This is a genomic window from Peribacillus sp. NPDC055009 (assembly GCF_053608705.1).
In genome coordinates this window covers 647201-673615 of the sequence record NZ_JBSGVZ010000001.1, presented here as the reverse complement: position 1 = coordinate 673615, position 26415 = coordinate 647201, and the positions used below count along the sequence as shown (strand labels likewise).

Annotated in this window: 23 protein-coding genes, 1 pseudogene and 1 other annotated feature; of the genes and pseudogenes, 5 read left to right on the top strand and 19 right to left on the bottom strand. The window is 43.2% G+C overall.

Translation table 11 applies throughout. From position 1 onward, the window contains the following. Positions 1-4: 4 nt before the first annotated feature. The 7 genes from mreD to ACWF5P_RS03305 form a co-directional block, all read right to left on the bottom strand. Complete coding sequence (gene mreD, locus ACWF5P_RS03335; protein WP_101222789.1) at positions 5-523, bottom strand: rod shape-determining protein MreD; 519 nt, start codon at positions 521-523, stop codon at positions 5-7. Then, positions 520-1392, bottom strand: a complete 873-nt coding sequence (gene mreC / locus ACWF5P_RS03330) for a rod shape-determining protein MreC (protein WP_034308869.1) — start codon at positions 1390-1392, stop codon at positions 520-522. The genes mreD and mreC overlap by 4 nt, the downstream gene beginning before the upstream one ends. A 125-nt stretch (positions 1393-1517) precedes the next feature. After that, on the bottom strand, positions 1518-2537 hold the full coding sequence (locus ACWF5P_RS03325) for a rod shape-determining protein (protein ID WP_034308871.1): 1020 nt from the start codon (positions 2535-2537) through the stop codon (positions 1518-1520). 148 nt (positions 2538-2685) lie between these two features. Then, complete coding sequence (gene radC / locus ACWF5P_RS03320) at positions 2686-3360, bottom strand: RadC family protein (protein ID WP_101223484.1); 675 nt, start codon at positions 3358-3360, stop codon at positions 2686-2688. Between the two features lie 58 nt (positions 3361-3418). Continuing rightward, the gene (locus ACWF5P_RS03315; protein ID WP_101222791.1) at positions 3419-3988 is read right to left on the bottom strand and encodes a Maf family protein; all 570 of its coding nucleotides are present in this window, start codon (positions 3986-3988) and stop codon (positions 3419-3421) included. A 191-nt stretch (positions 3989-4179) separates the two neighbouring features. Continuing rightward, complete coding sequence (locus ACWF5P_RS03310) at positions 4180-5154, bottom strand: hypothetical protein (RefSeq protein ID WP_434167495.1); 975 nt, start codon at positions 5152-5154, stop codon at positions 4180-4182. A gap of 307 nt (positions 5155-5461) precedes the next feature. Further along, positions 5462-6211 carry a prepilin peptidase gene (locus ACWF5P_RS03305; protein ID WP_452444626.1) on the bottom strand — a complete coding sequence of 250 codons (750 nt, stop codon included), beginning with the start codon at positions 6209-6211 and terminating at the stop codon, positions 5462-5464. A 302-nt stretch (positions 6212-6513) separates the two neighbouring features. Between ACWF5P_RS03305 and ACWF5P_RS03300 the strand changes: the two are divergent. Beyond that, positions 6514-6737, top strand: a pseudogene (locus ACWF5P_RS03300) (transposase); the annotation flags it as partial. A 29-nt stretch (positions 6738-6766) separates the two neighbouring features. Here ACWF5P_RS03300 and ACWF5P_RS03295 read toward each other — a convergent pair. Then, positions 6767-8056 (bottom strand): bifunctional folylpolyglutamate synthase/dihydrofolate synthase, encoded by a 1290-nt coding sequence (locus ACWF5P_RS03295; protein WP_452444589.1) that lies wholly within the window; start codon positions 8054-8056, stop codon positions 6767-6769. A 98-nt stretch (positions 8057-8154) separates the two neighbouring features. On the opposite strand from ACWF5P_RS03295, the gene ACWF5P_RS03290 reads away from it, so the two are divergent. After that, positions 8155-9096 (top strand): ATP-grasp domain-containing protein, encoded by a 942-nt coding sequence (locus ACWF5P_RS03290; RefSeq protein ID WP_452444588.1) that lies wholly within the window; start codon positions 8155-8157, stop codon positions 9094-9096. Next, positions 9065-9907, top strand: coding sequence for an ATP-grasp domain-containing protein (locus ACWF5P_RS03285; RefSeq protein WP_452444587.1), 843 nt, complete (start codon positions 9065-9067; stop codon positions 9905-9907). Before ACWF5P_RS03290 ends, ACWF5P_RS03285 begins: the two co-directional genes overlap by 32 nt. Positions 9908-9956: 49 nt before the next feature. Here the strand turns inward: ACWF5P_RS03285 and ACWF5P_RS03280 are convergent, their stop codons facing one another. After that, positions 9957-12608, bottom strand: a complete 2652-nt coding sequence (locus ACWF5P_RS03280; protein WP_101222797.1) for a valine--tRNA ligase — start codon at positions 12606-12608, stop codon at positions 9957-9959. A 43-nt stretch (positions 12609-12651) separates the two neighbouring features. Next, positions 12652-12879 (bottom strand) — a binding site (T-box leader). A 226-nt stretch (positions 12880-13105) separates the two neighbouring features. Between ACWF5P_RS03280 and ACWF5P_RS03275 the strand changes: the two genes are divergently transcribed. Next, a complete protein-coding gene (locus ACWF5P_RS03275; RefSeq protein WP_101222799.1) occupies positions 13106-13297 on the top strand; it encodes a hypothetical protein in 192 nt (63 codons plus the stop codon). 56 nt (positions 13298-13353) lie between these two features. Here the strand turns inward: ACWF5P_RS03275 and ysxE are convergent, their stop codons facing one another. The 8 genes from ysxE to hemA all read right to left on the bottom strand — a co-directional run bounded on the left by ysxE (position 13354) and on the right by hemA (position 22529). Further along, on the bottom strand, positions 13354-14424 hold the full coding sequence (gene ysxE / locus ACWF5P_RS03270) for a spore coat protein YsxE (RefSeq protein WP_452444586.1): 1071 nt from the start codon (positions 14422-14424) through the stop codon (positions 13354-13356). Positions 14425-14511: 87 nt separating this feature from the next. Then, the gene (locus ACWF5P_RS03265; protein WP_452444585.1) at positions 14512-15951 is read right to left on the bottom strand and encodes a LysM peptidoglycan-binding domain-containing protein; all 1440 of its coding nucleotides are present in this window, start codon (positions 15949-15951) and stop codon (positions 14512-14514) included. Between the two features lie 333 nt (positions 15952-16284). Then, positions 16285-17574 carry a glutamate-1-semialdehyde 2,1-aminomutase gene (gene hemL, locus ACWF5P_RS03260; RefSeq protein ID WP_230176788.1) on the bottom strand — a complete coding sequence of 430 codons (1290 nt, stop codon included), beginning with the start codon at positions 17572-17574 and terminating at the stop codon, positions 16285-16287. A gap of 40 nt (positions 17575-17614) precedes the next feature. Then, a complete protein-coding gene (gene hemB / locus ACWF5P_RS03255) occupies positions 17615-18607 on the bottom strand; it encodes a porphobilinogen synthase (protein ID WP_260358251.1) in 993 nt (330 codons plus the stop codon). Between the two features lies 1 nt (position 18608). Beyond that, a complete protein-coding gene (locus ACWF5P_RS03250; protein ID WP_101222804.1) occupies positions 18609-19400 on the bottom strand; it encodes a uroporphyrinogen-III synthase in 792 nt (263 codons plus the stop codon). Further along, entirely contained in the window at positions 19400-20332 is a 933-nt protein-coding gene (gene hemC / locus ACWF5P_RS03245; RefSeq protein ID WP_101222805.1) for a hydroxymethylbilane synthase, read from the bottom strand. Before hemC ends, ACWF5P_RS03250 begins: the two co-directional genes overlap by 1 nt. A 9-nt stretch (positions 20333-20341) precedes the next feature. After that, complete coding sequence (locus ACWF5P_RS03240; protein ID WP_133349505.1) at positions 20342-21172, bottom strand: cytochrome C assembly family protein; 831 nt, start codon at positions 21170-21172, stop codon at positions 20342-20344. 10 nt (positions 21173-21182) lie between these two features. After that, positions 21183-22529, bottom strand: a complete 1347-nt coding sequence (gene hemA, locus ACWF5P_RS03235; RefSeq protein ID WP_101222807.1) for a glutamyl-tRNA reductase — start codon at positions 22527-22529, stop codon at positions 21183-21185. A 254-nt stretch (positions 22530-22783) separates the two neighbouring features. Between hemA and ACWF5P_RS03230 the strand changes: the two genes are divergently transcribed. Next, positions 22784-23266: a LiaI-LiaF-like domain-containing protein gene (locus tag ACWF5P_RS03230; RefSeq protein ID WP_101222808.1), complete on the top strand. Its 483-nt coding sequence runs from the start codon at positions 22784-22786 to the stop codon at positions 23264-23266. 73 nt (positions 23267-23339) lie between these two features. Here the strand turns inward: ACWF5P_RS03230 and yihA are convergent, their stop codons facing one another. Together yihA and lon are read right to left on the bottom strand one after the other, a co-directional pair. Then, complete coding sequence (gene yihA, locus ACWF5P_RS03225; protein ID WP_034308918.1) at positions 23340-23921, bottom strand: ribosome biogenesis GTP-binding protein YihA/YsxC; 582 nt, start codon at positions 23919-23921, stop codon at positions 23340-23342. Continuing rightward, positions 23918-26239 (bottom strand): endopeptidase La, encoded by a 2322-nt coding sequence (gene lon, locus ACWF5P_RS03220; protein WP_402938777.1) that lies wholly within the window; start codon positions 26237-26239, stop codon positions 23918-23920. The genes yihA and lon overlap by 4 nt, the downstream gene beginning before the upstream one ends. Between the last annotated feature and the right edge of the window lie 176 nt (positions 26240-26415).

Here is a 26415-nt window from a genome sequence, read left to right as displayed (position 1 = left end):
AACGTTATTCCGTTTCTCCTTGCAAATCAAGCTTTTCAATCATTCTCTTTAAAGGGTAGCAGCTAATAATAATGAATGCGAGATTCAATAATAATGTCGGAATCAATCTCCGTTCCGCAAATTCAGCAAACCCCATATCTGCAAAAGAGAGTATGATATTCATCTGAAAGATGACAACCTCTAAAACTGCCGTGAATAAAAGCGCAGTAAGACAGGCAATCAATATATTATTTTGCAGGATTTTCATGCATTTCGATATCAAATAGGCAAGAAAAGGCAGCAGGAACATGTAAGTCCCAAGGATTTCCGTATATACGACATCATAAGTCAACCCAAGAATCGCACCATAAAGCATACCCATTTTCCTTGAGCCGAACATGGTCAGGAAAAAAACGAAAACCATCATGAAATGGGGCACGAGGATTTTATCGGCCCCGAATGCATCTCCAGCGAACATCTGGGCGAAGATGCTTTCAAAAACAAAAAAAACCAAGGCTATAAAAGAAAGGATGAAATATCTCACTCAGCTTCATCCTCCCCTTCACTTTCTTTCGGTACACCGTCCACTTCGCGCTGAACGACCATGACATTATTAATATCATAAAAATCCGTCGAAGGTTCAATATATGCAGTCTGGTTCAATCCATATTGATCCACTTTAACATCGACAACTTTCCCGATCAGCAGACCTTTCGGAAAGATCCCTCCATAACCGGATGTGATGACCAATGAATTTTTCTTGATCTTTTTATCATATGGGATCCGTTTCATCAACAAAAGGTTCTTCTTATCATCGAATCCTTCAATCAAGCCATATGCTTTATCATCACCTTGGACGATCGCTGAGACACGATTGGCTTTATCGATCGAGCTTAAAAGTTGAACCGAGGCCGTGAAATCCGTCGCTGATTTCACCTTACCGACTAACCCATTGGACGTAATGACAGCCATATTTTTTTCTACCCCATTGCGCTTCCCTTTATTAATCGTCAGCATTTCATGCCAGCGGTCGGGATTGCGTCCAATGACCGTCGCCTGAGTGGGCGAATACTTGCGCAGGTCATCTTCTTTTTTGAGGTTATCGCGAAGTTCTTCATTTTCTTCCTTTAAATCTTGGACTTGGGTTTTCAATAATACATATTCATCCAAGCGGGCTTTCAATTTTTTGTTTTCATCGTATGTATGTTGTAGGTCTTTTAAGCCCCCTACAAAACCTGTTATACCCGATACTGGCTTATTAAACACATTTCCGACCCAGCCTGTCGTATCTTTCAGGAATTGCTCCGGCCAAGTCAACTCTTCTCTCTCCCTTAATGAAAAACCGATCAATGCCACGAGAACGATAATACTAACGAGCAAGAGAAGGAGCTTTTTATTAAAAAACTGTGGCATGGTGATTACACCTCTATCTAAAATTTCTTAAAAATACACTATGGATTTAATTAAACAGCAAAACATAAGAAAACCGGCTCAAAATTGCACCTTTTGTTGAGCCGGCCCTATTTGAGAAGTAATGCTTATCGCGAATCTCTTGATTTAGTCTTGAATAAGTGAATGTGGTCCAGCGCTTTTCCCGTTCCGATTGCAACACAATCCAGCGGGTTTTCAGCGATGATCACCGGCATTTGCGTTTCTTCACTGATGACTTTATCCAAATTGCGCAGCAAAGCGCCCCCGCCTGTCAGCACAATGCCTCTGTCCATGATGTCAGCCGCTAATTCAGGTGGTGTTTTCTCTAAAGTGTTTTTCACGGAATCCACAATTGCAGAAACTGTGTCGCTTAATGCTTTGGATATTTCCTCAGCTGTAATTTCGATCGTTTTTGGTAATCCTGTCAATAGATCACGGCCGCGAATTTCCATGTTTTCTACGCCTTCCGTATCCCCAGCAGAACCAATTTCCATTTTGATCGCTTCAGCAGTACGCTCACCGATCATCAAATTGTAGTTCTTACGGATGTAAACGATAATGGCGTCGTCCATTTCGTCACCTGCGATACGGATCGATTGGCTTGTAACGATTCCGCCAAGGGAAATGATTGCCACTTCCGTCGTTCCTCCGCCGATATCAACGACCATGCTTCCTGTAGGCTCCCAAACAGGAAGGTCCGCACCGATCGCTGCTGCAAACGGTTCTTCGATTGGATATGCGTCACGGGCTCCAGCTTGTCTTGCTGCATCGATGACTGCACGCTGCTCAACTGCAGTAATCCCAGAAGGCACACAAATCATGACATATGGCTTGTTGCCAAATACGCCCTTCTTTTGAGCTTCCTTCATATAGTACTTCATCATGGTAGCCGTCGTTTCATAATCGGCAATTACTCCATCCTTCATCGGGCGGAGGGCAACCACGTTACCAGGTGTACGGCCGATCATGTTTTTCGCGTCGTTTCCGACTGCAACGATTTGCTTTGTATCTGTTTGCACAGCTACAACCGATGGTTCACGTACTGCGATGCCTTTTCCTTTCACATAGACAAGCGTATTCGCCGTTCCTAAATCAATCCCTATATCTCTAGCGCCAATTCCAAACATTATGGTATCTCCCTTTCGTAAACAAAAATGCCTTTTTATAAGTTCAAATAATAATTTGTCGTTTTTTGACAATAAGAGTTTTGAAAAAGTTTCCTCTTTTAAAAATCATAAACAATATTATATCGCATCGTCAAAAATTTTGATAGTGTCATAAATAACCTTTTTCCTTCAAACTAACATATTTATGCTCCCCGATGATGATATGGTCCAATACTTCAATCCCGATTATTTTACCACATTCTACTAACCTTTTCGTCACTTCAATATCTTCTCTGCTGGGAGAGGGGTCTCCGGAGGGGTGGTTATGAAGACAGATGATAGAGGCAGCGGACCTTTTGAAAGCCTCTTTGAAGACCTCGCGCGGATGCACGATCGAGGCATTGAGGCTGCCGATGAATACCGTAGTTTTTTGAAGCACTTGATTTTTCGTATTTAAATAAAGACAGACGAAATGTTCCTGTGATAAAAACCGCATTTCTTCCATACAATAATTGGCTCCATCTTCTGGAGATCTAATCACATAACGGTCTTGATCATTCAAATTGTTAATTCTCCTGCCAAGTTCGACGGAGGCAAGGATTTGAATCGCTTTCGCTTCACCAATCCCTTTAATCACGGTCAGTTCTTCCACTGAGGCTTCTTTTAGCAGGCGAAGGCCCTTGAAGGAATTGATGAGCCTGCCGGATAGCTGCAGGACGGATTCTTCCCTTGATCCCGTCCTCAATAGCAGAGCGAGCAATTCCTGATTGGAGAGACCCTGCGGTCCGTCTTGCAGAAACCTTTCGCGCGGCCTCTCCTCTTTCGGGTAATCCCGTATTAACATTTTTTCGCTCAAAAAATCAACCCTTCCTTAGAAAAGGGAAGATGCCAGAGGAAATCGATCATTCTAACTCTTGCTGCATCGCTTTAAGTTCCCGGGCCAGTCTTGAGACCGGAAGCCCGACGACTGAGAAATAGTCCCCTTTGATTCGTTCGACAAGAAGAGATCCGTATCCTTGAATCCCATAGCCGCCAGCTTTGTCAAAAGGTTCCCCGCTATCCAGATAACGTTCGATTTCAGCTTCTGGCAGCTCCCAAAATGTCACTTCCGTTTTTTCTGCGAATACTCTGCGATGCTTGCCGAATAGAATGGCGACACCTGTGTATACCTCATGTGTCCGTCCCGATAACATTTCCAGCATTCTTTTTCCATCCGCACGGCTTGTCGGCTTACCCAATATCTCTCCATCAAGGACAACAACGGTATCCGAGCCGATTACCCAGCTTTCCTGAAATTTTGCGGCGATGGCTTCCGCTTTACGGGATGCCAGTTCTTTCACCGCAGCATCAGGACACATGTTTTCATCAATACTTTCATCGACATTGGAATTCATGCTTTCAAAGGGGATTTGAAGAAATTGTAGAAGTTCTTTACGACGTGGTGATGAAGAAGCTAAAATCAATGGCTGCATAATATAAAAGTCACCTTTCTTTACATAGGGAGATACATACCTATCCTATCAAATTATGGTGCAATCCACAATTATTGTTTACTAGGAATCGACAAATGCCTGTAAGTATTTCCCGGAAAATAAAAAAGGTGTCACAGATGGTTTCATATTGGGGAGCTTGTCCATTTGGCAGCCCCCCTTCTTTTCTTTACTTAACTCGATTTGTTTTGGTAATTCAATAAAAAATCAAGAAGACTTTCTTGAGCCTGGAATAGCTTTTCTTCGTTTTTGGAAGTCTCATATTCATCAATCGACTTTGCGGCAGCAGTCAGGTCATCGTTCATATTCGAAAACTCCGGCGATAATTTCCCCGCCTTCAGTTCATCCAAGTTCTTTTTCAGGGTTTCTTTGTTTACCGTCCCTTCCTTTCCGCGAAGCTTGGTTGCGGATGTTTCTGCCAAGGAAGTATATACTTCCTTCATCTTGTCGAGGGTTTTCTCATCTTCCTGGCTTGCCCCAGCCGCTTCAAAATTGATTTCCTTCCAATATACGTCCACATCATAGGACTTTAAGAATAAGGCCAGCTCCTTACTTGAAGCTAGACTCTCTGCCGACCCCAAGAATAGATAATAGCTGTCTTCCAATTTGAAAATTTCAGCAGGAACCTGCTTTTCAATGATTTTCTTTTGTATTTGCCTTGCCGCATCCTCGCTGCTGAATACTCCTCCCTGTACAAGGAATGTCTTCAGCTGGTTTCCTGGTTCAGTCACTGCCGCTTTTTTATCCTCAACAGTGGCTTCCGTTGGAACCGGGGTCTCGACCGAAGATACTTCGGCTTTTTCCTTTGTAATCGTTTTAACGGCGATCAAGCCAAGAATCGACCCAAAAAAAACAGCACAAATGACAGCGATCATGAATGTCTTGATCGGTCTTTTATCAGAACTTTTCAGCGAACTGGTACCAAAACCGATGAGCTTCGGCATTTTTTTCTTTGGCGGTGAGGGTACCAATACGATTTTGTTTTCGTTTGAATCCTCAGGGAGTATCCATTCGAAACTCTCGTCCGTGTGTCCCTGTTCCTGCTCCTTACTCGCCGCCTCTTGACTTTCAGCCTTTTTATCGGCAAATACTTTTTCTTCCCCATTTATTTTAATCGTTACACCCTTGCTTTGTTCCGGCTTGCCCAATTTTTTTCCTCCCCTCCAGATCATTTTTTTCATCCTAACATAGAGGTAAAAAAAAATAACAAGACTTTTGTCGTCTTGTCATTAATAGGTTTCGTCAAATTTCCCTATTCATATATGGGTGACGAAAATAGAATTCCAGGTACTGGTACTTCTGGTTCACAAACCATTCAATATCGCCTCTCACCAATTACATACATCACTCTTTAATGCCAGCTTCACTTGCAGCCAATTGGGGATAGTTCCCTACTGAGCTATTGTTCAGGTGATTTTTGACAAATTCCTCTTGGATCAGGTTGGTTCTTTAAGCTCATCTAAAAAAAGTTACATACCAATGCAGAAGGGAATCGCCCCAAAAATAAGCAGTCAATGTCCCAAAAACGATATACGGACCGAAAGGAATAAGTGTTTTCTTTTTTAGGATTCCGCTCAGCAATCCGATGAAGCCCACGAATGCCCCATAAAAGCACGCAAAAAGAAACGATAACAGCACCATCTTCAGTCCCAGTACAAAACCAATCACTGCAAATAGCTTGATATCACCGCCACCCATGCCCCCCTGACTCACGACTGCGATTAATAACAGCAGGCTAAAGCCCACCACTGCCCCGACAATTGAATCCCACCAGGGCGACAGCGGAAATGAAACTCTTAAAACGATAAAAATCACCGTAAAGAAAAGCAGTATTTTATCAGGTATGAGCATATAGGCGACATCAGTCACGAAGATGATCATAAATAATGAAATCAATGCCAAGCCAACCAAGAGTTCGCTCGACCAGCCAAGGAATATGGGAGCAGAGGCAAACAAAACACCGGTCAGCATTTCCACTATCGGATAAAGGGGGGAAATCCTTGCTTTACAGCCCCGGCATTTTCCGTCTTGCAACATATAGGAAATAACCGGCATCAACTCGAAGAATGTCAATGTACGCCCGCAAGAAGGGCAGGCGGAGCGACGATTCGCAAATGTCTGACCAGCTGGAACACTTAAACCGACAACGTTAAAGAATGAGCCTAAAATTAAGCCGAAGACGAAGAGATAGATATGGATAGCCATCATTTATACAAAGTGCATGAGGATTCGATTGCTTTTCTATGAAACCCTAATAAAAAAGTCCCTTCCGCTATGTAATCATCACTGGGGCTCTTCATGATCATTCATTCCTCCCATCATTTCATTAAGTAGATCCTACTATTCATCAATCATGTAGAATCAATATATAAACATATTTTAACAAAAATACTTGGTGATTTGTTATCAATCACCCTATTAGAGTTTTTTCTTTTCAAGCGGCTCTGTTAACAAGGGAAAAGGACCTTTGAAAAGGTCCTTTCAGACTGTAGACAAACTCGATGAAAATCGTGTTTGCTTTCATTTATGATTTGGTGAAAGATAGGTATTCAGAGAATGGAAGCCCAAGTATTGATCCAGTTATATTAGCCAAACTGACTTTCAGTCAATTTACCTTCGGTATTCGTTCAATTCTACAATTGAAGAAGTTGAAACAAATATGGCTTACCGTTGGTTCTTAAGCTTTGGTTTCCATGATAAAGCGCCTCATTTCTCAACAATTGGGAAAAATAATTAGTCCACCGGTAAAGGCACATCCCTTTAGGCATCTTCTCTGATTAGGAACTCCCTCACAAGTGAAAGGAAATGGAGCGACCCTGTGATGACAAGAATCTCTTTTTCCCCTGTTTTCCTTCTGCCTTCCGTTATCGCCGCCTGCCAATCCTTGTTTATCCGTTTATTGGGATGACTGCATTTTTCATATAGCGTTTTCGCATCCGCCGCCCGTTCATGGTCGAATTCGGTAATGATGATTTCCATCGCTTCAGTTTCCAGTCCATGAAGCATTTCGGAATAATTTTTATCTTTAAATGAACTGAATACGAATCGGTACTTATAGTCGGGGTAATGCACTTTTAGCGTTTCCTTCAGCACGTCGATGCCGGCAGGATTATGTGCACCATCGATGATCACCAACGGCTCATCCGATATTTTTTCAAAGCGGCCATCCCATTTCGCTTCGCCTATTCCTTTAAGGATGCTTTTTTTATCGATATTTTCCATTCCTAATGTGACAGCAGCAATGGCCAGTGCCGCATTCTCCATTTGATGACGTCCTAGCATCCGCATTTCCACATTTTCGATGGACCTGTCGGCAAGCGAAAATGAGAAACTTTGCCCTCGTTCACTTTGCTTTATATTGCCTATATGAAAGTCTTTACCTAATTGGTAATAAGGTACGCCTAATGATGACGCTTTTTCTTCAATTACTTTTGCTGGTTCCCCGGCTGTGACTCCGCTGATGATCGGCGCCCCGCTTTTAATGATGCCAGCCTTCTCAAAAGCAATTTCCCCAAGTGTGTTACCCAGGATGCTCGTATGTTCCAAAGAAATCGAGGTAATGATCGAAAGAAACGGCTGGATGACATTCGTTGTATCGAGCCTGCCTCCCAAACCGGTTTCCATCAAAACCAAATCCACTTCCTTTTTGCTAAAATAAGAAAATGCCACCGCAGTCAAAATTTCGAACTGAGTGGGACCGTCCCCTTTACTGTCCATCTCTTGGATAATCGGCCAAAGCTCCCGGAAGACAGCGATAAAATCCTTATCACTGATTTCATCTTCATTAATCTTGAGCTGTTCATTCATCCGTATTAAATAAGGTGATGTGAAGGAAGCGACCCGAATCCCTTGGGCAAGTAGGATCTCTTTAATATATTGCAGTGTTGATCCTTTCCCGTTAGATCCTGCAATATGAATATACTGTAGCGCCTTATGCGGGTCTCCTAATTCAGTTAACAATGCTTCCATCCGTGATAGGCCAAAATTCATGCCCAATTGAACTTGGCGCCGTTCAAAAAAATGATTGATTTCTTTCATGGTCGTTACCATTATCGTTGTGCCTCCTCTTTCTTTATACCGCTCTTATGCGTTAAGATTATTTTATCAATATATGAACGATTAACCTAGATGAAAGGTAGTGTTTTACCATGAAACCTTCAGATTACCACTGTTGGATTGTCGTTAACGGCTATTTACAGCATGATAAGTTTTCCAGTTTAGCTTTGTTCATTAAAGAGGCGGCTGAAAGGAAAGATATCATGGCAACTCTTATCCGTAATTCAGATCTCATTCCCATAATCGAAAAAGGAGTGCCACTGCTTAAAGGAGCTTTTGATAAGCTTCCTGATTTTATTCTGTTCATGGATAAAGACATTCATTTGGCACGCCATTTGGAATTGCTCGGCATCCCCGTTTATAACAGCAGTAAAGCGATCGATATTTGCGACAGTAAAGCAAAAACACATCAAGCATTAACCGGGCATGGCATACCAATGCCAAAAACCTTATTTCCCCCTTTTACATACGAAGGGATTGAAAGGGTCAATATGGATGCTTTTATCCAAATCGGCAATGAGCTTGGGTATCCGCTTATCGTTAAGGAAGCATACGGTTCTTTTGGGGAGCAAGTATATTTGATCCAAACAGAGGATGAGTTACTAAAGACGATCAGTAATCTTGGCCACAAACCATTTATAATCCAGGAATTCATCGAGCACAGTAAAGGTCGGGATATTCGTGTGAATGTCGTGGGCAATCAAGTCATAGCAGCGATGCAACGCCATTCGGAGCAAGACTTCCGAGCTAATATGACTGCCGGAGGGCAGGCTGCACCATATATACCCACCAACGAAGAAGCACAACTTGCCATCCGATGTGCGCAAATTCTGGGTGCCGACTTCGCTGGCGTCGATTTGTTGTTCGGTGAAGAAGGTCCGCTTTTGTGCGAAGTGAATTCGAATTCGCATTTACTGAATATTTATGAATGTACAGGCATCAACATCGCTGAAAGCATGTTCGATTATATCTTGAAAGAATTAGGAAAAGGAAGTGCATCTGATGAAAAAACAAGCAGGCTGGTTGATTTATAACCGTGAGGATGCCTTGAAAAACAAAGGATACATAGATTGGATGCTTGACGAAGCCAGTAAGCTTGATCTTGATTTACACTTTCACTTTCGGGAAGACCTTAGGATCGGTCATCGTTTCAACGAGTTGTACGTGGAACATGGGACGCAGCCAATTTCATTGCCAGACTTCGCTATCGTCCGGACCATCGATCCTTTTTTTACAAAGCAGCTTGAGCAACTGGGGATTGCTTGCTTTAACTCCTCCTTCGTATCGGAAATCGCGAATGACAAAGCAAAGACGCACCAATATATGTCCTCGCTTGGGATTCCAATGGCCGATACCGTATATTGTAACGGAAGACCGAGTGCCGATGACATGGAGTTCCCTTTCATTGCTAAAGAAACAAGTGGACGCGGCGGGAAACAAGTATATCTAATACAACATGCCGATGATCTTGCCATACTGAAAGATGGAAATTGGATTGTCCAAAAACCCGGCTTATTCGGTAAAGATATCCGCGTTTTTGTAATTGGAAAAAAAGTGAAGGCTGCTGTACTTAGGGAGTCCGCTTCAAGTTTCAAGGCAAATTATACGCTGGGCGGATCGGCTTCACTATATGAGCTATCTGCAGCTGAATTAGCCCTTGTCGAAAAAGTAATGAAGTCGTTTGATTTCGGCCTGGTCGGAATCGATTTCATATTTGCCGAAGATGGCAGCCCCATGCTCAACGAAATCGAGGATGTCGTCGGCAGCCGGACATTAAGTGCATTAAGTGATATGAATATCGTATCGGAGTACCTTACATTCATAAAAGAAAGAATATCCTCCTAACGAAGCACAAAAAGGATGAACCGGCATAAAGCTGGTTCATCCTTTTGTTTTACAGTTGTTTCAGTTCGCTGATCCTGTGGATTACAGAGTCGCGTTTTTCGCTATAGTCTTTTTCCTTGGCACGTTCTTCTTCGATGACGCTTGCCGGCGCCTTTTTGACGAAGCCCTCGTTGCCTAGTTTTTTCTGTACACGCTCAACTTCTTTATTAAGTTTGTCGAGTTCTTTTTCAAGACGTTTCACTTCTTCGTCAATATTGATCAGTCCTGTCAGCGGAAGGATCAGTTCTACGCCAGTTACGACAGCTGTCATGGCTTGAGCAGGTTCCTCGACTTCAATTCCGATCGTCAATTGTTCAGGATTACAGAAACGCTCGATATAGCTGCTGTTTTTCTGTAACGTCTCTAAGATTGACTCATCTTTCGCTTTTAAAATCAAATTGATTTTTTTGCTTAGCGGTGTGTTCACCTCAGCACGGATATTACGTACGGAGCGGATGATTTCAACAAGCAGCTTCATTTCCTCGGCTGCAGCTGTATCTGTCAATCCTTCATTCACTTCCGGCCAAGCGGCAACAGTGATGGACTCACCTTGATGCGGAAGGTTCTGCCAGATCTCTTCGGTAATGAAAGGCATGAACGGGTGTAACAATCTCATCGTGTTATCCAGTACATAAGCCAAGATAGAGCGCGTCGTTTTCTTCGCTGCTTCGTCTTCGCCATATAGCGGAAGCTTCGCCATTTCAATATACCAGTCACAGAAGTCATCCCAAATGAAGTTGTATAGCACACGGCCCACTTCACCAAACTCATAACGGTCCGCAAGTCTGGTTACGTTGGAAATCGTTTCATTCAAGCGCGTCAAGATCCATTTATCGGCTACAGACTTCTCACCGCTTAAATCGATTTCGTCATAAGTCATGCCATTCATGTTCATCAAAGCAAAACGGGATGCGTTCCAAATCTTATTGGAGAAGTTCCAGACCGCTTCCACTTTTTCCGTGCTGTAACGAAGATCCTGTCCTGGCGAGCTGCCAGTGGACAAGAAGTAACGCAGTGAATCGGCACCGTATTGATCGATGACATCCATCGGATCGACACCATTGCCAAGCGATTTACTCATCTTGCGCCCCTGTTCGTCACGAACGAGTCCGTGGATCAGCACATCTTCAAATGGTCGTTCACCCGTGAACTCAAGAGCTTGGAAAATCATCCGTGATACCCAGAAGAATATGATATCATAGCCTGTCACAAGTGCCCCGGTTGGATAGTAACGTTGGAAATCGATACTGTCCTTGTCAGGCCAGCCCATAGTCGAGAACGGCCATAATGCCGAGCTGAACCATGTATCCAGAACATCCGTATCTTGTTCCCAGTTTTCAGCGTCCGCAGGCTCTTCGTGACCTACATACACTTCACCTGTTTCTTTATGGTACCAGGCTGGAATGCGGTGACCCCACCAAAGCTGACGGGAAATGCACCAGTCACGGATATTTTCCATCCAATGCAGGTACGTTTTTTCGAAACGATCCGGTACGAAATGAACTTTTTCCTCATCGGATCCTTTTTGAAGCTCAACGGATGCATCAGCCAGCGGCTGCATTTTAACGAACCATTGTGTCGAAAGATATGGTTCAACAACAGCACCGCTTCTCTCTGAATGTCCGACTGAGTGAAGGTGATCTTCGATTTTGAAGAGTACTCCTTCTTCCTGAAGGTCTTTGACGATTTGTTTCCGGCATTCAAACCGGTCCATGCCTTCATATTTACCAGCCTTTTCATTCATCGAGCCATCCTCATGCATGACAAGGATGCGCTCCAAATCGTGACGGTTCCCGATTTCGAAATCATTCGGGTCATGAGCCGGAGTAATTTTGACCGCGCCTGAACCGAATTCCATATCGACATAATCATCACCGACAATCGGAATTTCCCGGCCTGTAATTGGCAATCGGACCATTTTGCCGATCAAGTGTTTATAACGGTCATCTTCAGGATGTACAGCAACAGCAGTATCACCAAGCATCGTTTCTGGACGGGTGGTGGCAATTTCGATTTCACCTGATCCGTCAACCAACGGATATTTCATATGGTAAAATGCGCCCTGCACATCTTTGTAAATAACCTCGATATCGGATAAAGCCGTTTTCGTCGATGGATCCCAGTTGATGATGTATTCGCCGCGATATATCAAGCCCTTGTTATAAAGCGAAACGAACACTTCGCGCACAGCTTTTGAAAGCCCCTCATCAAGAGTGAAGCGTTCACGTGTATAATCAAGTCCAAGACCCAGCTTTGACCATTGTTCACGGATATGGCTCGCATATTCCTCTTTCCATTTCCATGTCTCTTCTACGAATTTTTCACGTCCAAGGTCATAACGGCTCACGCCTTCCGCACGAAGTTTCTGTTCTACTTTCGCTTGAGTGGCGATACCGGCATGGTCCATGCCCGGCAACCATAAAACATCATAGCCCTGCATTCTTTTCATGCGTGTCAAAATATCTTGAAGTGTCGTATCCCAAGCGTGACCAAGATGAAGCTTACCTGTCACGTTAGGCGGCGGGATGACAATCGTGTATGGTTCTTTTTTATCGTCACCCGTCGTTTCGAAAAACTTTCCATCAAGCCACCATTTGTAGCGGCCTTTCTCTATCGTCTGCGGATCATATTTAGTCGGCATAGAAATTTGGTTCTCTTCCATATCATTTCCTCCTTTTTAGGCATAAAAAAAACTTCCATCATCACAAAAGGACGAAGGAAGTTGTTCGCGGTGCCACCTTTTTTCCGAAAAAGAAAAAAACTCTTTCGGCTCTCAAATCGGATAACGGCTCTTCACCGGCCTTCGCTACTAAGAGGTTCACGAAGACTGCTCGCGGACGACTTCGGATGCTGCTTCCTGGAAACCTCGCACCAATTTGGTTTCCTCTCTGAAAAGTGCATATCATCTTACTATTTCCGGTCTTTGCATTGATTTATATTCATATGTAAATTCATTGAATGCATATAGTATATAGTACAAAAAATATGGGGCTCCAGTCAATCATCTTTTCGCTTACTTTCCCAGGAATCATCCCATTTGATACATTCAAGGTCGTTTTCTTTATTTTATCCTCCAGGAACAGTGAATGTGACGGCTTTATCACCTTTTCCACTGCCCACCCATAGAATATAAGAAGTCCTAAAAAGGAAGGTAATAATATGAAGCGAAGATATACTCCCTATACTTTACCGCCTTGGATGAAGAAATTCCGCGGTGTCTGTCAGCAGTTCATCGTCCCCTTTATCGTATTCCAAGGATTACGCACGTTGATTTTTCCGACTTTCTTCGATATGCTCCTGCTAATCGCATTTATTTTCCTGGCCATGTCTTTATATTTCGAATGGATATAATTATTCCCTTACAGCAAAAAAATATACATGACTGGAGATAATCCAATCATGTATATTTAGCTTGGAGGTGATTGTTCTTCTTTGGCAGCCTCGGCAGCAGCCTTTTTCTGCTGTTCGATCTCTTCGATTTTCATCACCATATATTCAATATTTTTCAGAAGCCAAAATTGCCGCTGCAGTTGAGTAACATTTTCAAGCTCTGAACGATGGACCCTGCCATCGGAATAACTCTTCACTAATTCCAAAGCTGATCCAGGGAATGCCAGATAACTTTGCATGAGCAGCAATTCTTCTTCCTTCAACGGAAAATAACGAAAATAGTTATATAGCCAGTCAACGCAGTCATCGCATTGGACAGGATAGGTCCTGGCCGATTTAACGAGAAATGGCAGTAAATCGAAATGCGGCGGAGCCGTATTCGAATTCTCAAAATTGATGAAGTAGCCATACCCCCGCTCATCATAAACGAAATGCTTCAAAGAAACCTTTCCGTGCGTGACCACGGTTCGCACCTTTTCACTATCCTTCGTTTTTTCATACCAGGTTTCAAACTTCTTGATCGAGTACTTCAGCGCCTGTGAAATATCAGTGTAGAAAGAACAAACCGTCATTTCGAATGGAGACATATACCACTTCTTTTCACAGCTGACAATATACTCATCCATAAAGTCCTTCTCGTTATTCCAGGCATCAAGCGTCCGCTCATAATGGGCTTCCCTTTCCTCAATATCCACTTGTATTTCCTTAACGGAAAGTGTATGCATCCGAGCAAGCTCCCTGAACATTTGCTTATGTTTTTCATCGCGCTCCCCGTCCCCCTCATTATTGAGCCAGGGCATCAGGTAATACAAACGGCCATTATGAAGAACGGCGTAACGCTGATCCATCGTTTGATAAATCGGAACGATCCGATTATAGCCGCGATGGTACAGTTTTTGAACATTTTTGATAAAATCAATGCCGTTCTGCGGTAACAACGATTTCAAAGCAAATGTACCGCGATCACTGTACACTTTTTTCACACGCCCGAAGTCCTCGATATATTGTACATACATGGCATATTCCTTCAATACGGTTTCCGTGTCCCGATTCAGATTGGCAGGCTGCTGATTCTCGTTTTCCCTCACGAGACTCACTCACTTTCTCTAAAAAACTAAAGATTCTCCAGCACCTAAAAAACAGGAGCAGACCATATGCTCTGCTCTCTGTCCCGATCAATTCTTATATGCAACCGCCTTCGGTATATAGATGACTTGCCCTTCATGAACGTTTTGATTCGACTCCAATTCATTGCTGAAAAGTATCGATTGAACCGTAACATCATATCGTTGAGCCAAGTCATCAAGCGTTTCCCCTTGCTGAACAATGCAAACTTTCATCCTTACCAGTTCTTCTTCCTGTTTCCGTCCGAATAAATCCATGATGGAAGGCTGCTTCTCACCATGATCGGCCGTTTCTTTATCATCACGTTCTGCGGCTTGTTTCCTGCCTTTGAAATTCTTAACCTCCTTAGCCGGTGGCGCAGGTCTTTCCCTCTTTTTGAATAGATCGCTTAAGGACGAATGAGATTCCTCTTCCTGCTCCACCTTTACATGTTCATTTAGAATAGGACCCGCTGCAACGCCATCCTCCTCCTGCCGTATGACCTCCTCGGTTTCTAAATTGGAAACAGGGCTATTTTGATGGATGGCTGCTTGACTTGGCTCTTCTACTACTTCTTCTTCTACTTCTTCTACTTCTTCTACTTCTTCTTTCAATGTCACTCTAGGAACCTCTATCTTCTCCACTGGATCCTGCCTGCTTGGTTCTTCCTCCAGTTTCCCCTCTTCCATGGAAGGTACCTTATCCGTTGGGTCAGACGGATCTCCAATAACTTCTTCCTCTACAGCTTCAGCTTCTTCCTGTCTATGCACTTCCGTTTCCCACTCCTCCTCTTCAGGATATGGTGAAACGGGAATTTCAAAAACTGGGGCACTATGCTGATCGCTTAAATAAATCGGCTCCTCTTCCTCTTCTTCATTTGCTTCAGAAACTCGTTTTGACTCTGCAGAAAAGGGCGCGTATAACTCTTCTTCCTCCTCATCACGGAAAACAGGCTGAAAGTCCGGAATCGGCGGCACTGCAGCCGCATAAGGAATATACGACTCATTTTCCCCATCCGTTTCTTCTTGTTCCTCTGTTTCCCCAACTTCCTGCTCCGTATCGAACCGTTCTTCCACATATGAATCATTATAGATTCCGGTTATCAAAAGATCCGCCTGCAATTTCAAACAGTTATGCTCTGGCAGGGCATAATCAAAGCTTTGAATCGAGACATCGACCTCATCCAATGAGGCAATCCGATTATTCGGAATCGTTATGTCAACCGGAAAACGGTGTGTGAACTCATTTAGTCCATTGAGATGCCTCTCGACCTTTTGAACCGCTTTTGGCAAAAAGGTCTGCGAAAACTCCTCTTCTTCACCATTTTGCGAGTCTTTATATTCACCGCTTAAATCCAACGAGCCTCGTATAAAAACATATTGGTCACTTTCTTGAATCGTCACATTTGGATCAAGCGAAATGGAATATAGCTCAGCCACTTCCTGTCCCTTCTGGAACCAAACGGATTCCTCTAAAGAAAATCGTAAATACGATTCATTTTCTTGCGACAAAAACAACTCCTCCTTTCAGCTTCAGGAAACGGTACCTATACCAATATCAATCTATGAAGGAAGGAAGCCGATTATTCCTTAATTTCATATGCCACACTCGAGACCTTTTATTTCCTGAACCTTTTAAAAAGAAGGGATTCAAATATTTCAGGCTAAAATCATAAGGGATTGTAACAATGGGCATGAAAATCCTGAATGAAACCATTAATTCGACTTTCCACGTACTGATTGAATTCAAAAAAACTGGCTGCCCTTCTCCAAAAGTTCTTGGAAAATGGCAGCCAGTTCAAAGTTATCATTATTCAATTTATCGGTAGTTCGTGAAGCCTTGCATCATTTTTTTAATTTTGCAAAAGCCTGTTCTGCCGCTGTAATGGTCTTTTCGATATCTTCATCACTATGTGCAGTGGAAAGGAATAAACCTTCAAACTGTGACGGCGGCAAGTAGATGCCTTGATTCGCCATTTCCCTATAGTAAGAAGCAAAGAACTCTAAATCGGATGTTTTTGCTGTATCATAGTTTACCACTTCTTCATTCGTAAAGAAAAGTCCAATCATGGAACCGGCACGGTTGAATGTATACGGGACTCCGTACTTTTTCGCTGCTTCCCCAATACCTTTTTCGAGCATATCCCCTTTTCGGGTAAACTCATCATAAGATTCTGGAGTCAATTGGCTCAGCGTTTCAAGACCGGCCGTCATGGCAAGAGGGTTACCCGACAATGTTCCCGCTTGATAGATTGTCCCACTCGGGGCAATTTGTTCCATGAATTCTCGCTTGCCTCCGAACGCTCCTACAGGCAAGCCGCCGCCAATAACTTTCCCAAGGCAAGTCAAATCAGGTACGATGCCAAAATAGCCTTGTGCACAATTATAGCCGACACGGAACCCTGTCATAACTTCGTCAAAGATCAATAGAGCCCCGTATTGGGTGGTCACTTCACGTAAGCCTTCGAGGAAACCAGGTTGTGGCGGAACCACACCCATGTTCCCTGCAACAGGTTCTACGATGATACAGGCAATGTCTTCGCCAAATTGTTCAAATGCGTATTTGGTCGCAGCTAGATCATTATATGCTACGGTAATCGTATTTTTTGCAATGCCTTCCGGTACTCCCGGGCTATCCGGTAAACCTAATGTCGCAACGCCGGAACCCGCCTTGATCAGCAAGGAATCGCCATGTCCATGATAGGAGCCTTCGAATTTCAGGATTTTATCACGGCCTGTAATGCCTCGTGCCAACCTTAGTGCACTCATCGTCGCTTCCGTGCCTGAAGATACCATACGGATCATTTCAATCGAAGGCACCCGTTCAATGACCAGCTTGGCCAGTTCATTCTCAATCAGTGTCGAGGTCCCAAAGCTTGTGCCTGATTCCGCTACCTTTTTCAATGATTCCACGACACGGTCATTCGTGTGACCCAGGATAAGCGGTCCCCATGAAAGAACATAGTCGATATATTCATTTCCATCGATATCATACATTTTTGAGCCTTTTCCGCGCTCCATGAAAATGGGATCCATGTCCACAGATTTGAAGGCACGTACCGGGCTGTTCACGCCGCCTGGCATCAAATTTTTTGCTTCAGCAAACGCTTTTTTCGATTTTTCATATGACCGCATGATTCAATCCCCTTTTTCCATTACAGGTTATATTTTTATATCATTGATTATCTTCGTTTATCCAGCGTGCTACCTCTTTTGAAAAATACGTAATGATCAAGTCGGAACCTGCGCGTTTCAAGCCTGTCAGCATTTCCATCACTATCGCTTTTTCATCAATCCAGCCATTTTGGGCAGCTGCCTTAACCATTGAATATTCACCGCTGACATTATAGGAAACGATCGGAAGATTAAAGTTATTTTTAACGTCCCTGATGATGTCCATGTAGGAAAGGGCCGGTTTCACGATTAGGAAGTCCGCACCTTCAGCAACATCGGATTCAGCTTCACGGAATGCTTCAAGGCGATTGGCGGGATCCATTTGGTAAGTTTTCCTGTCGCCGAATTGCGGCGCACCATTTGCGGCATCACGGAATGGGCCGTAAAAAGCCGAAGCATATTTCACCGCATAGGACATGATTGGGATATCTTCATAACCCGCTTCATCCAGACCTGCACGGATGGCCGCAACAAAACCGTCCATCATGTTGGAAGGTGCAATGATATCGGCGCCGGCCTCTGCCTGGCTGATTGCCGTTTTGGCAAGAAGGTCAAGTGAAGCGTCATTGAGGATTTTTTCCCCTTCTACGACCCCGCAATGGCCATGGCTTGTATACTCACATAGGCAGGTATCCGCTATGACAATAACATCGGGATATTGTTTTTTAATAAAACGGGTTGCTTCTTGCACAAGTCCGTTATGGTGAAATGCCCCTGTACCCTGTTCGTCTTTATCATGATCAAAAGGGACACCGAATAAAATGACTGATTTAATGCCCAGACTCACGACTTCATCCATTTCGGCCCCCAGATTATCCATGGATAGCTGATAGATCCCTGGCATGGAGTTGATCTCATTTTTCACATTTTCTCCGTCGATAACGAAGATCGGATAGATCAAATCCTCTTTATGTAATTGTGTTTCACGGACTAAAGCCCTCATGCCGGCACTTGCACGCAAGCGACGGTGGCGATTGAATGGAATGTTTTTCATTTTAAAGTTCCTCCTTTTTACTTCTTTTCAAAATGAAGCGTATTAACTCAGCAACCATGGCATCCGTCGTATAAACTTCTGGACAGACATCGACGGATAGCCCATGTTTTTCAGCCGTTTTAGCGGCAATCGGCCCGATGCAGGCGATGATGATCCGGTCTATGTATGTATCCAATTCATGGCGTTTCATGATCTGTAAAAAATGATTGACCGTCGATGAACTCGTAAAGGTTATGATGTCGATATCGTCGTTCCTTATAAGCTGCACCAGTTTTTTTTCACTGCTTCGAGGAAGCACGGTATGATAAATAATCACTTCATCACAGGATGCACCAGCTTCATTGATTGCCTCCGCAATAACCGCCCTTGCGAGATTTCCTTTTGCCAGCAACACGCGGGACCCTTTATCAAGCATGGCATTGAACTCCGCCACGAACCCTTCGGCAACAAACTGAGTTGGAACGAAATCCGCCTTATATCCAAGCCGTTTCAGGGCCGCTTCTGTTTTGGAGCCGATTACGGCTATTTTCGGAAGCTTTAAAGGCTGGTTACCAAGAAGCTTAAAGAAGAAATCCACCCCATTTTGACTGGTCAAAATGATCCAGTCATATGTAAGTAACTCATCTAACCGCTGTTGTACATCTTCCAAATGATCAGGAAGAGTGAACTCAAGCAATGGCACAAGAAGCGGCGTTCCGCCATTTTTTTCGATCGACTCTTTTAAACCATCTGCCTGTCCTTTCCCTCTGGTGATTAATACCTGATAATCCTTAAGAGGTTGAAAGGGATTCATTACTGATCAAGCTCTTCTTTTACGCGATCGATCAATTCTTTACCGCCCATTTCGCTAATCTGTTTGGCAGCAGCATGCCCAACCGCCTCGGGATCGGTTCCCTCAACCATTTCTTTATAAATCACCTTTCCATCCGGGGCAGCGACCAAAGCCGTCAAGGAAACGGATCCATTATCTTTTGCCACCGCAAATCCGGCAATCGGTACCTGGCATCCGCCTTCCATTTTATCCAAAAAGGCACGTTCCGCTTCAACCGTTCTTTTAGTTTTTTCACAGGTCAATTTAGCAAGTTCCGCCAGCAGCTCTTTGTCGTCTTCACGGCACTCAATGGAAAGTGCTCCTTGTCCAACTGCCGGAATGCAAATATCTTCATCTAAAAATTCCGTTACGATGTCTTTCTCCCAACCCATTCTTGATAGTCCGGCAGCAGCTAAAATGATAGCATCATAATCTTCCGTTTTCAGCTTATTCAGACGGGTATCGATATTACCGCGAATCCATTTAATTTCAAGGTCCGGCCTTCTAGCCAATATTTGCGCGCCACGGCGCAAGCTGCTTGTACCTATGATGGAACCCGGCTTCAGTTCGGAAAGGTTTTCATGATTTTTTGAAATCAAGGCATCCCGATGGTCCTCCCTCGGTGGTATGCAGCCAATCGTCAAGCCTGGAGGCAGCACTGCTGGCATATCTTTCATACTATGTACAGCCATATCAATTTCTTTATCCAGCATCGCTTGTTCGATTTCTTTAACGAATAAGCCCTTTCCGCCTACCTTGGAAAGTGTTACATCAAGGATTTGGTCACCCTTTGTGACAATTTCCTTCACCTCGAAATCGTATGGGACCCCAAGCTCTTTAAGTTGATCGATAACCCAGTTAGTTTGGGTGATCGCTAATTTACTACGTCTAGAACCGACAATTATTTTTCTCATAGTTTCCTCCTATGTATTCCAAAAGTGGAATGTTGAAAGGCTTCCGAAAAGGAAAAAGTTTATTAACACAATCATGAAAGATCCAATATTCAGAAAGGCTAGCGTCCTTCCATACATTTGTTTCCGAATTTTCAAGTATAAAAACACACTGTAAGCGATAAGCAAAATAAATGAGCCGATGATCTTCATGTCCAGCCAGGATACCCCAGGCACTTTTATATATGCCCATTGAATCCCCAGGATAAGGGAAACCACTAATAATGGAACACCTATTACTGCGAGGACATAAGACATTTGCTCGAGCTTTGTTAGATCGCCGAGTCGAAGCAGGCGTTTTCCCCATTTCTTCCGTTTCAGTAAATCATATTGGATTAAGTATAAAAGTGAAAAAACGAAAGAAAGCGTGAATGCCCCATAGGATAGGATGGCAAAAGTGATATGTATGAGCAGTAGTTCTGAAACCAGGCGCTGTGCAAGCACTTGAGATTCTATCTGAACAGGTGCAAAGGTATGGATGGCCATAACCATGAAACCTAATACATTCGTAAAAAAGACCGTAAAATCGACTCTTAGCAATCGGTTAATGATTAAAGATAACGATATGAGGACCCATGCATAAAAATATAATCCTTCAAAAATCGTCAATACCGGGAACCTTCCCGTTTTCAACACATACAGAAATAAAAAAATTGTTTGCAGTACCCAAACAATAGAAAGCAACCAGAAGGCGACCCTGTTCGCCTTCTGGTTATTATTGAGGAAATCGATAAAATATAAAAGCATACTGATGGCATACAACAATACAGTGGCTTCATGCAATCTTGTCATTAGTAATTCCATATCTACCTCATTACTGGACAGGAACTGGATTCAATAGGGATGACTTGGAGCTGTTCCGTTCTTTTTCATCCGCAACCAGCTGGTCTTCAATCAATTCCTCTAAATGGAAGATTTTCACGAAATTATTTAATTGCTCTTTTGCATTCGGCTCATCTGCCAGCTCTTTTGCATAAAGAATCGGATCTTTCAGCATTTGGTTGATGATGCTTTTCGTATGCTTATTTAAAACTTTTTTGTCACGTTCGCTCAAATGCGGAAGCTTTCTTTCGATGCTTTCCATCGTTTCCTTTTGTATCGATAGGGATTTTTCCCGTAAAGAAGAAATGACGGGAACCACACCAAGTAAATTAATCCATTGATTGAAATCAACGATTTCTGATTCGATCATCAATTCTATTTTCTCGGCAGCTTTTTTACGTTCTTCGATATTGGCTTGCACGATCCCTTCAAGATCGTCAATATCATACAAGAAGACATTTTCCAGCTCAGCCAATGTTGGATCGAGGTCACGCGGCACTGCGATATCGACCATGAAAATAGGACGGCCTTTACGAAGCTTATTGACGAATGACATCATTTCTTTTGTTACAAGGAGATCTTTTGATCCGGTGGAAGTAATCAGGATATCAGCTTCCACTAAAGCGCATTGCAGCTCTTGAAGCTGTTTCGCCGTACCATTGAATCTTTCCGCCAGGTCGACCGCTTTCTGGAAGGTGCGGTTAATGACTGTAATGCTGTCGGCACCATTGCTATGAAGATTTTGAATGGCCAGCTCACCCATCTTACCGGCCCCAAGAATCAAGACATTCTTGCCGTTGAGGCCACCAAAGATTTTCTTGGCAAGCTCGACTGCCGCATAGCTGACGGAAACGGCATTTGTATTGATTTCGGTTTCCGAATGAGCTTTTTTAGCCAATGTAAGGGCTTGCTTGAAGAGATGGTTAAAAACGGTACCGATCGTATCTTCCTTCTGCCCTAACAGATAGCTTGAACGTACTTGTCCCAAAATCTGAGTTTCGCCCAGTATCATGGAATTCAAGCCGCAGGTAACTGAAAATAAATGCTCAACAGCCCCATCGCCTTCATAAATGAACAGATATTTAGAAAATTCTTCTTTATCGATATTAAACCATTCCGAAAGAAATTCCTTTATATAATACCTGCTTGTATGAAGCTGGTCACCGACCGCATATATTTCCGTCCTGTTACATGTTGAAATAATAATATTTTCCAAGATGCTTTTTTTATTTTTAAGAGCTTTCATTGCCTCGGCAAGTTCGGCTTCGTTAAACGATAGTTTTTCCCGAATTTCTACAGGGGCAGTTTTGTAATTTATACCAACCGCTAGAATATGCATCCTTTTGTTTTGCACCCCCAAAATTTTTCATGTAAATTTATTATACCATGTACTAAAATGGTTTTACGCAAATAATATGAACAGTTTATGAATAACGTATGCTACCATGAAAAGACAGCCAAAACGCCCGAAATGCTACAAAAGGTGTCTTAGCAGGATTGGTAAGTTACATACATATTTCGACATTGTGTACAAAAGTACCATATCAAAAATGGCAAAAAACTTCAAGTAATCGAATTGCATAGGAGGATAAAATGAAAACGCAGCGTATTTTCCCAGGAATCGTATTAATCGGTTTCGGGCTCTATTTTTTTCTTGAACATTCCCAAATCGAAATCTTTCCAGGCTTTTTCAGCTGGCCCACTTTATTATGTATAGTTGGTGCAGCCTTCCTGATTCAGGCATATAGCGGTAATGAATATGAGTCCATCCTGCCAGGCGTCATCTTACTGGGTTTCGGGGCTCACTTCCATATCGTCGAGAATCTGGATATTTGGCCGGATAATATAGGTATCTTTATTTTAATCATCTCGCTGGGATTTATTCTCCGGGCACGTAAAACAAATTCTGGAATGTTTCACGGGATGGTAATACTTCTCATCTCGATCACTTTCTTATTCTATGATCAAATCACTTCTTCTTTTGGGCTTGTTGAAACAAGCACTGCGAACATCGAAAGGTTTTGGCCATTTGCGTTGATGGCAATCGGCATTTATTTTTTGGTTCGAAAAAAGTGAGAATTGCCGATTCACATTTTTTGCAAATTCCATGATGAAAAAGGGTATTCCAGTTGCGGAATACCCTTTTCTTTTACATATATTTCTTAAGGACGCCCCAGGCTTGTTCCTTGCCTTCGCCTGTTTCACCAGAGAATAGAAGCAATTCATCTTCTTTTTCCATATTTAGCGTTTGGCGCGTGATTTTCAAGTGTTTCTGCCATTTGCCTTTTGGAATCTTATCCGCTTTGGTTGCAATGACGATCCGGGGCAGATCATAATGCTTCAGGAATTCATACATCGCGATATCATCCTTTGTAGGCGGATGACGCAAATCCACAATCAGAAGCGCAGCGCGGAGCTGGTCTCTGGAAGTGAAGTACGTTTCGATCATTTTTCCCCAAGCATCACGTTCCGTCTTGGATACTTTTGCATAACCATAACCCGGTACATCCACAAAATGGAGTGCTTCATTTATGATATAAAAATTCAAGGTCTGCGTCTTACCCGGTTTAGAGGATGTGCGCGCCAAGTTTTTTCGATTGATCATTTTGTTGATGAAACTGGATTTTCCAACGTTGGAACGGCCTGCCAAGGCAAATTCCGGTATTGGAGTATTGGGATATTGTTCAGGCTTCACAGCACTGATGACAATATCTGAACTTGTCACTTTCATTCGTTCACACCTACCAATGCATGCTCAAGGACTTCATCGACGTGTGAAACTGGAACAAATGTTAATGCTTTACGGACACTTTCCGGGATATCATCAATATCCTTTTCGTTATTTTGCGGGATGATGATTTTCGTAAGTCCTGCGCGATGGGCCGCTAAAGATTTTTCTTTAAGCCCGCCGATTGGAAGAACCCGTCCGCGTAATGTAATTTCGCCTGTCATGCCTACCTCTTTTCTGATCGGCCTATTTGTAAGGGCCGATATTAACGCTGTTGCAATCGTGATGCCTGCAGAAGGGCCATCTTTTGGGACCGCACCTTCAGGGACATGAATATGAATATCATATTTTTCATGGAAGTTCGAATCAATCTGAAGTTTCTCGGTTTTTGAACGGACATAACTGAAAGCAGCCTGGGCTGACTCTTTCATTACATCGCCAAGCTTTCCTGTCAGGATCAGCTTGCCTTTACCTGGTGATAAGGAAACCTCGATTTGCAGCGTATCGCCGCCTACCGATGTGTATGCCAATCCATTAGCTACACCGACTTGGTTCTCGACCTCCGCCTGTCCATAATGGAACATGGTTTTCCCTAAAAACTCCTCGACATTCTTTTCTGATATGACGACCCGCTTTTTATCTCCGGACACGATGATTTTCGCAGTCTTCCGACAGATGCCTGCAAGCTGTCGCTCCAAACTTCGAACACCGGCTTCCCGAGTATAATAACGGATGATTTTTGTAAGAGCTTCCTCACGGATTTGCAGTTGTGTCTTCGTTAAACCATGGTTTTCCAGCTGTCTAGGCAGCAAGTGATCCTTGGCTATATGAAGTTTCTCTATCTCAGTATAACCTGCAATCGAAATGATTTCCATACGATCACGAAGCGGGCCGGGAATCGATCCCAAATTATTCGCCGTCGCCACGAACATGACTTTGGAAAGATCGTAAGTTTCTTCAATATAATGATCACTGAAATTATGATTTTGCTCTGGATCGAGCACCTCCAGCATCGCTGCAGATGGATCTCCCCTAAAGTCATTGGACATCTTATCCACTTCGTCCAGTAAAAAGACTGGATTGATCGTTCCAGCTTTTTTCATGCCTTGAATGATCCTTCCTGGCATCGCCCCTACATATGTACGGCGATGTCCGCGGATTTCTGATTCATCGCGCACCCCACCTAAAGATATACGGACGAAATTCCTATTCAGCGATGAAGCGATCGATTTAGCCAAGCTGGTTTTCCCGACCCCTGGAGGTCCCACCAAGCAAAGGATCGGTCCCTTCAATGAATTGGTCAATTGCTGGACGGCCAGATACTCAAGTACCCGCTCCTTCACCTTTTCCAAACCATGATGGTCCCGGTTCAGGATTTTTTCAGCTTTATGAATATTCAAGTCATCTTTGGTCGCTTTGGTCCAAGGAAGCGAGATCAACCATTCGATATAATTGCGGATGACAGAACTTTCGGCCGAGCTGGAAGGAACCTTTTCATAACGGTCCAATTCCTTTAATGCCGTTTCTTTGATGTGCTCAGGCATTTCCGCTTCCTCTATCTTTTCGTTGAGAACCTCAATTTCCCCTGTTTTTCCTTCTTTATCTCCCAATTCCTTTTGGATCGCTTTCATTTGTTCTCGTAAATAATATTCCTTTTGAGTCCGTTCCATCGAACGCTTAACACGCTGGCCGATCTTTTTCTCGAGAAAAAGAACTTCTTTCTCGTTATTGATGATCTCGATTACACGGCTTAAACGCTCTTTCATATCAATGGTCTCAAGCACTTCTTGCTTCTCCTTCAATTTCAAAGGCAAATGGGAAGCGATTATATCCGCTAATCGCCCAGGCTCTTCAATATCCGAAGTGGACGAAAACGTTTCACCGGTTATTTTCTTGGACATTTTTATGTATTGTTCAAAATAATCCAGTAGTGTGCGCATTAATGCTTGATGTTCAGCATCCTTTTCATCACTGTCTTCATATATTTTAATCTTGGCACCATAATGTGTCTCATAATCGTAAAATTCCATGACTTCTGCGCGGTTCAACCCTTCCACCAACACCCGGATTGTACCATTCGGAAGCTTAAGCATCTGTTTTACCTTTGTTAAAGTTCCCATTGTAAATAAATCTTCTTCACCTGGTTCGTCCAACGAAACATCTTGTTGTGTCGTCAAAAATATAAGATGGTCTTCCACCATTGCTTTCTCAAGGGCTTGTACCGATTTATCTCGGCCTACATCTAAATGAAGTACCATCGTTGGATATACAAGCAGTCCTCTAAGCGGCAGGAGGGGGACGATGATTTCTTTATCAGTCATTTCCTGACACCTCCATCTAATTAGTATCGTCGTTGTAAACTATTTACCCATGTTCTCAACCTTTTAACAATTCTATCCTATTTATATAGAAGTGTCTATTCGTTTACCTTAACACGTTTCGACTGCTATTATTATCTCCAATATTAGATAAAAAAGCACGTCTGAATGCGTGTTTA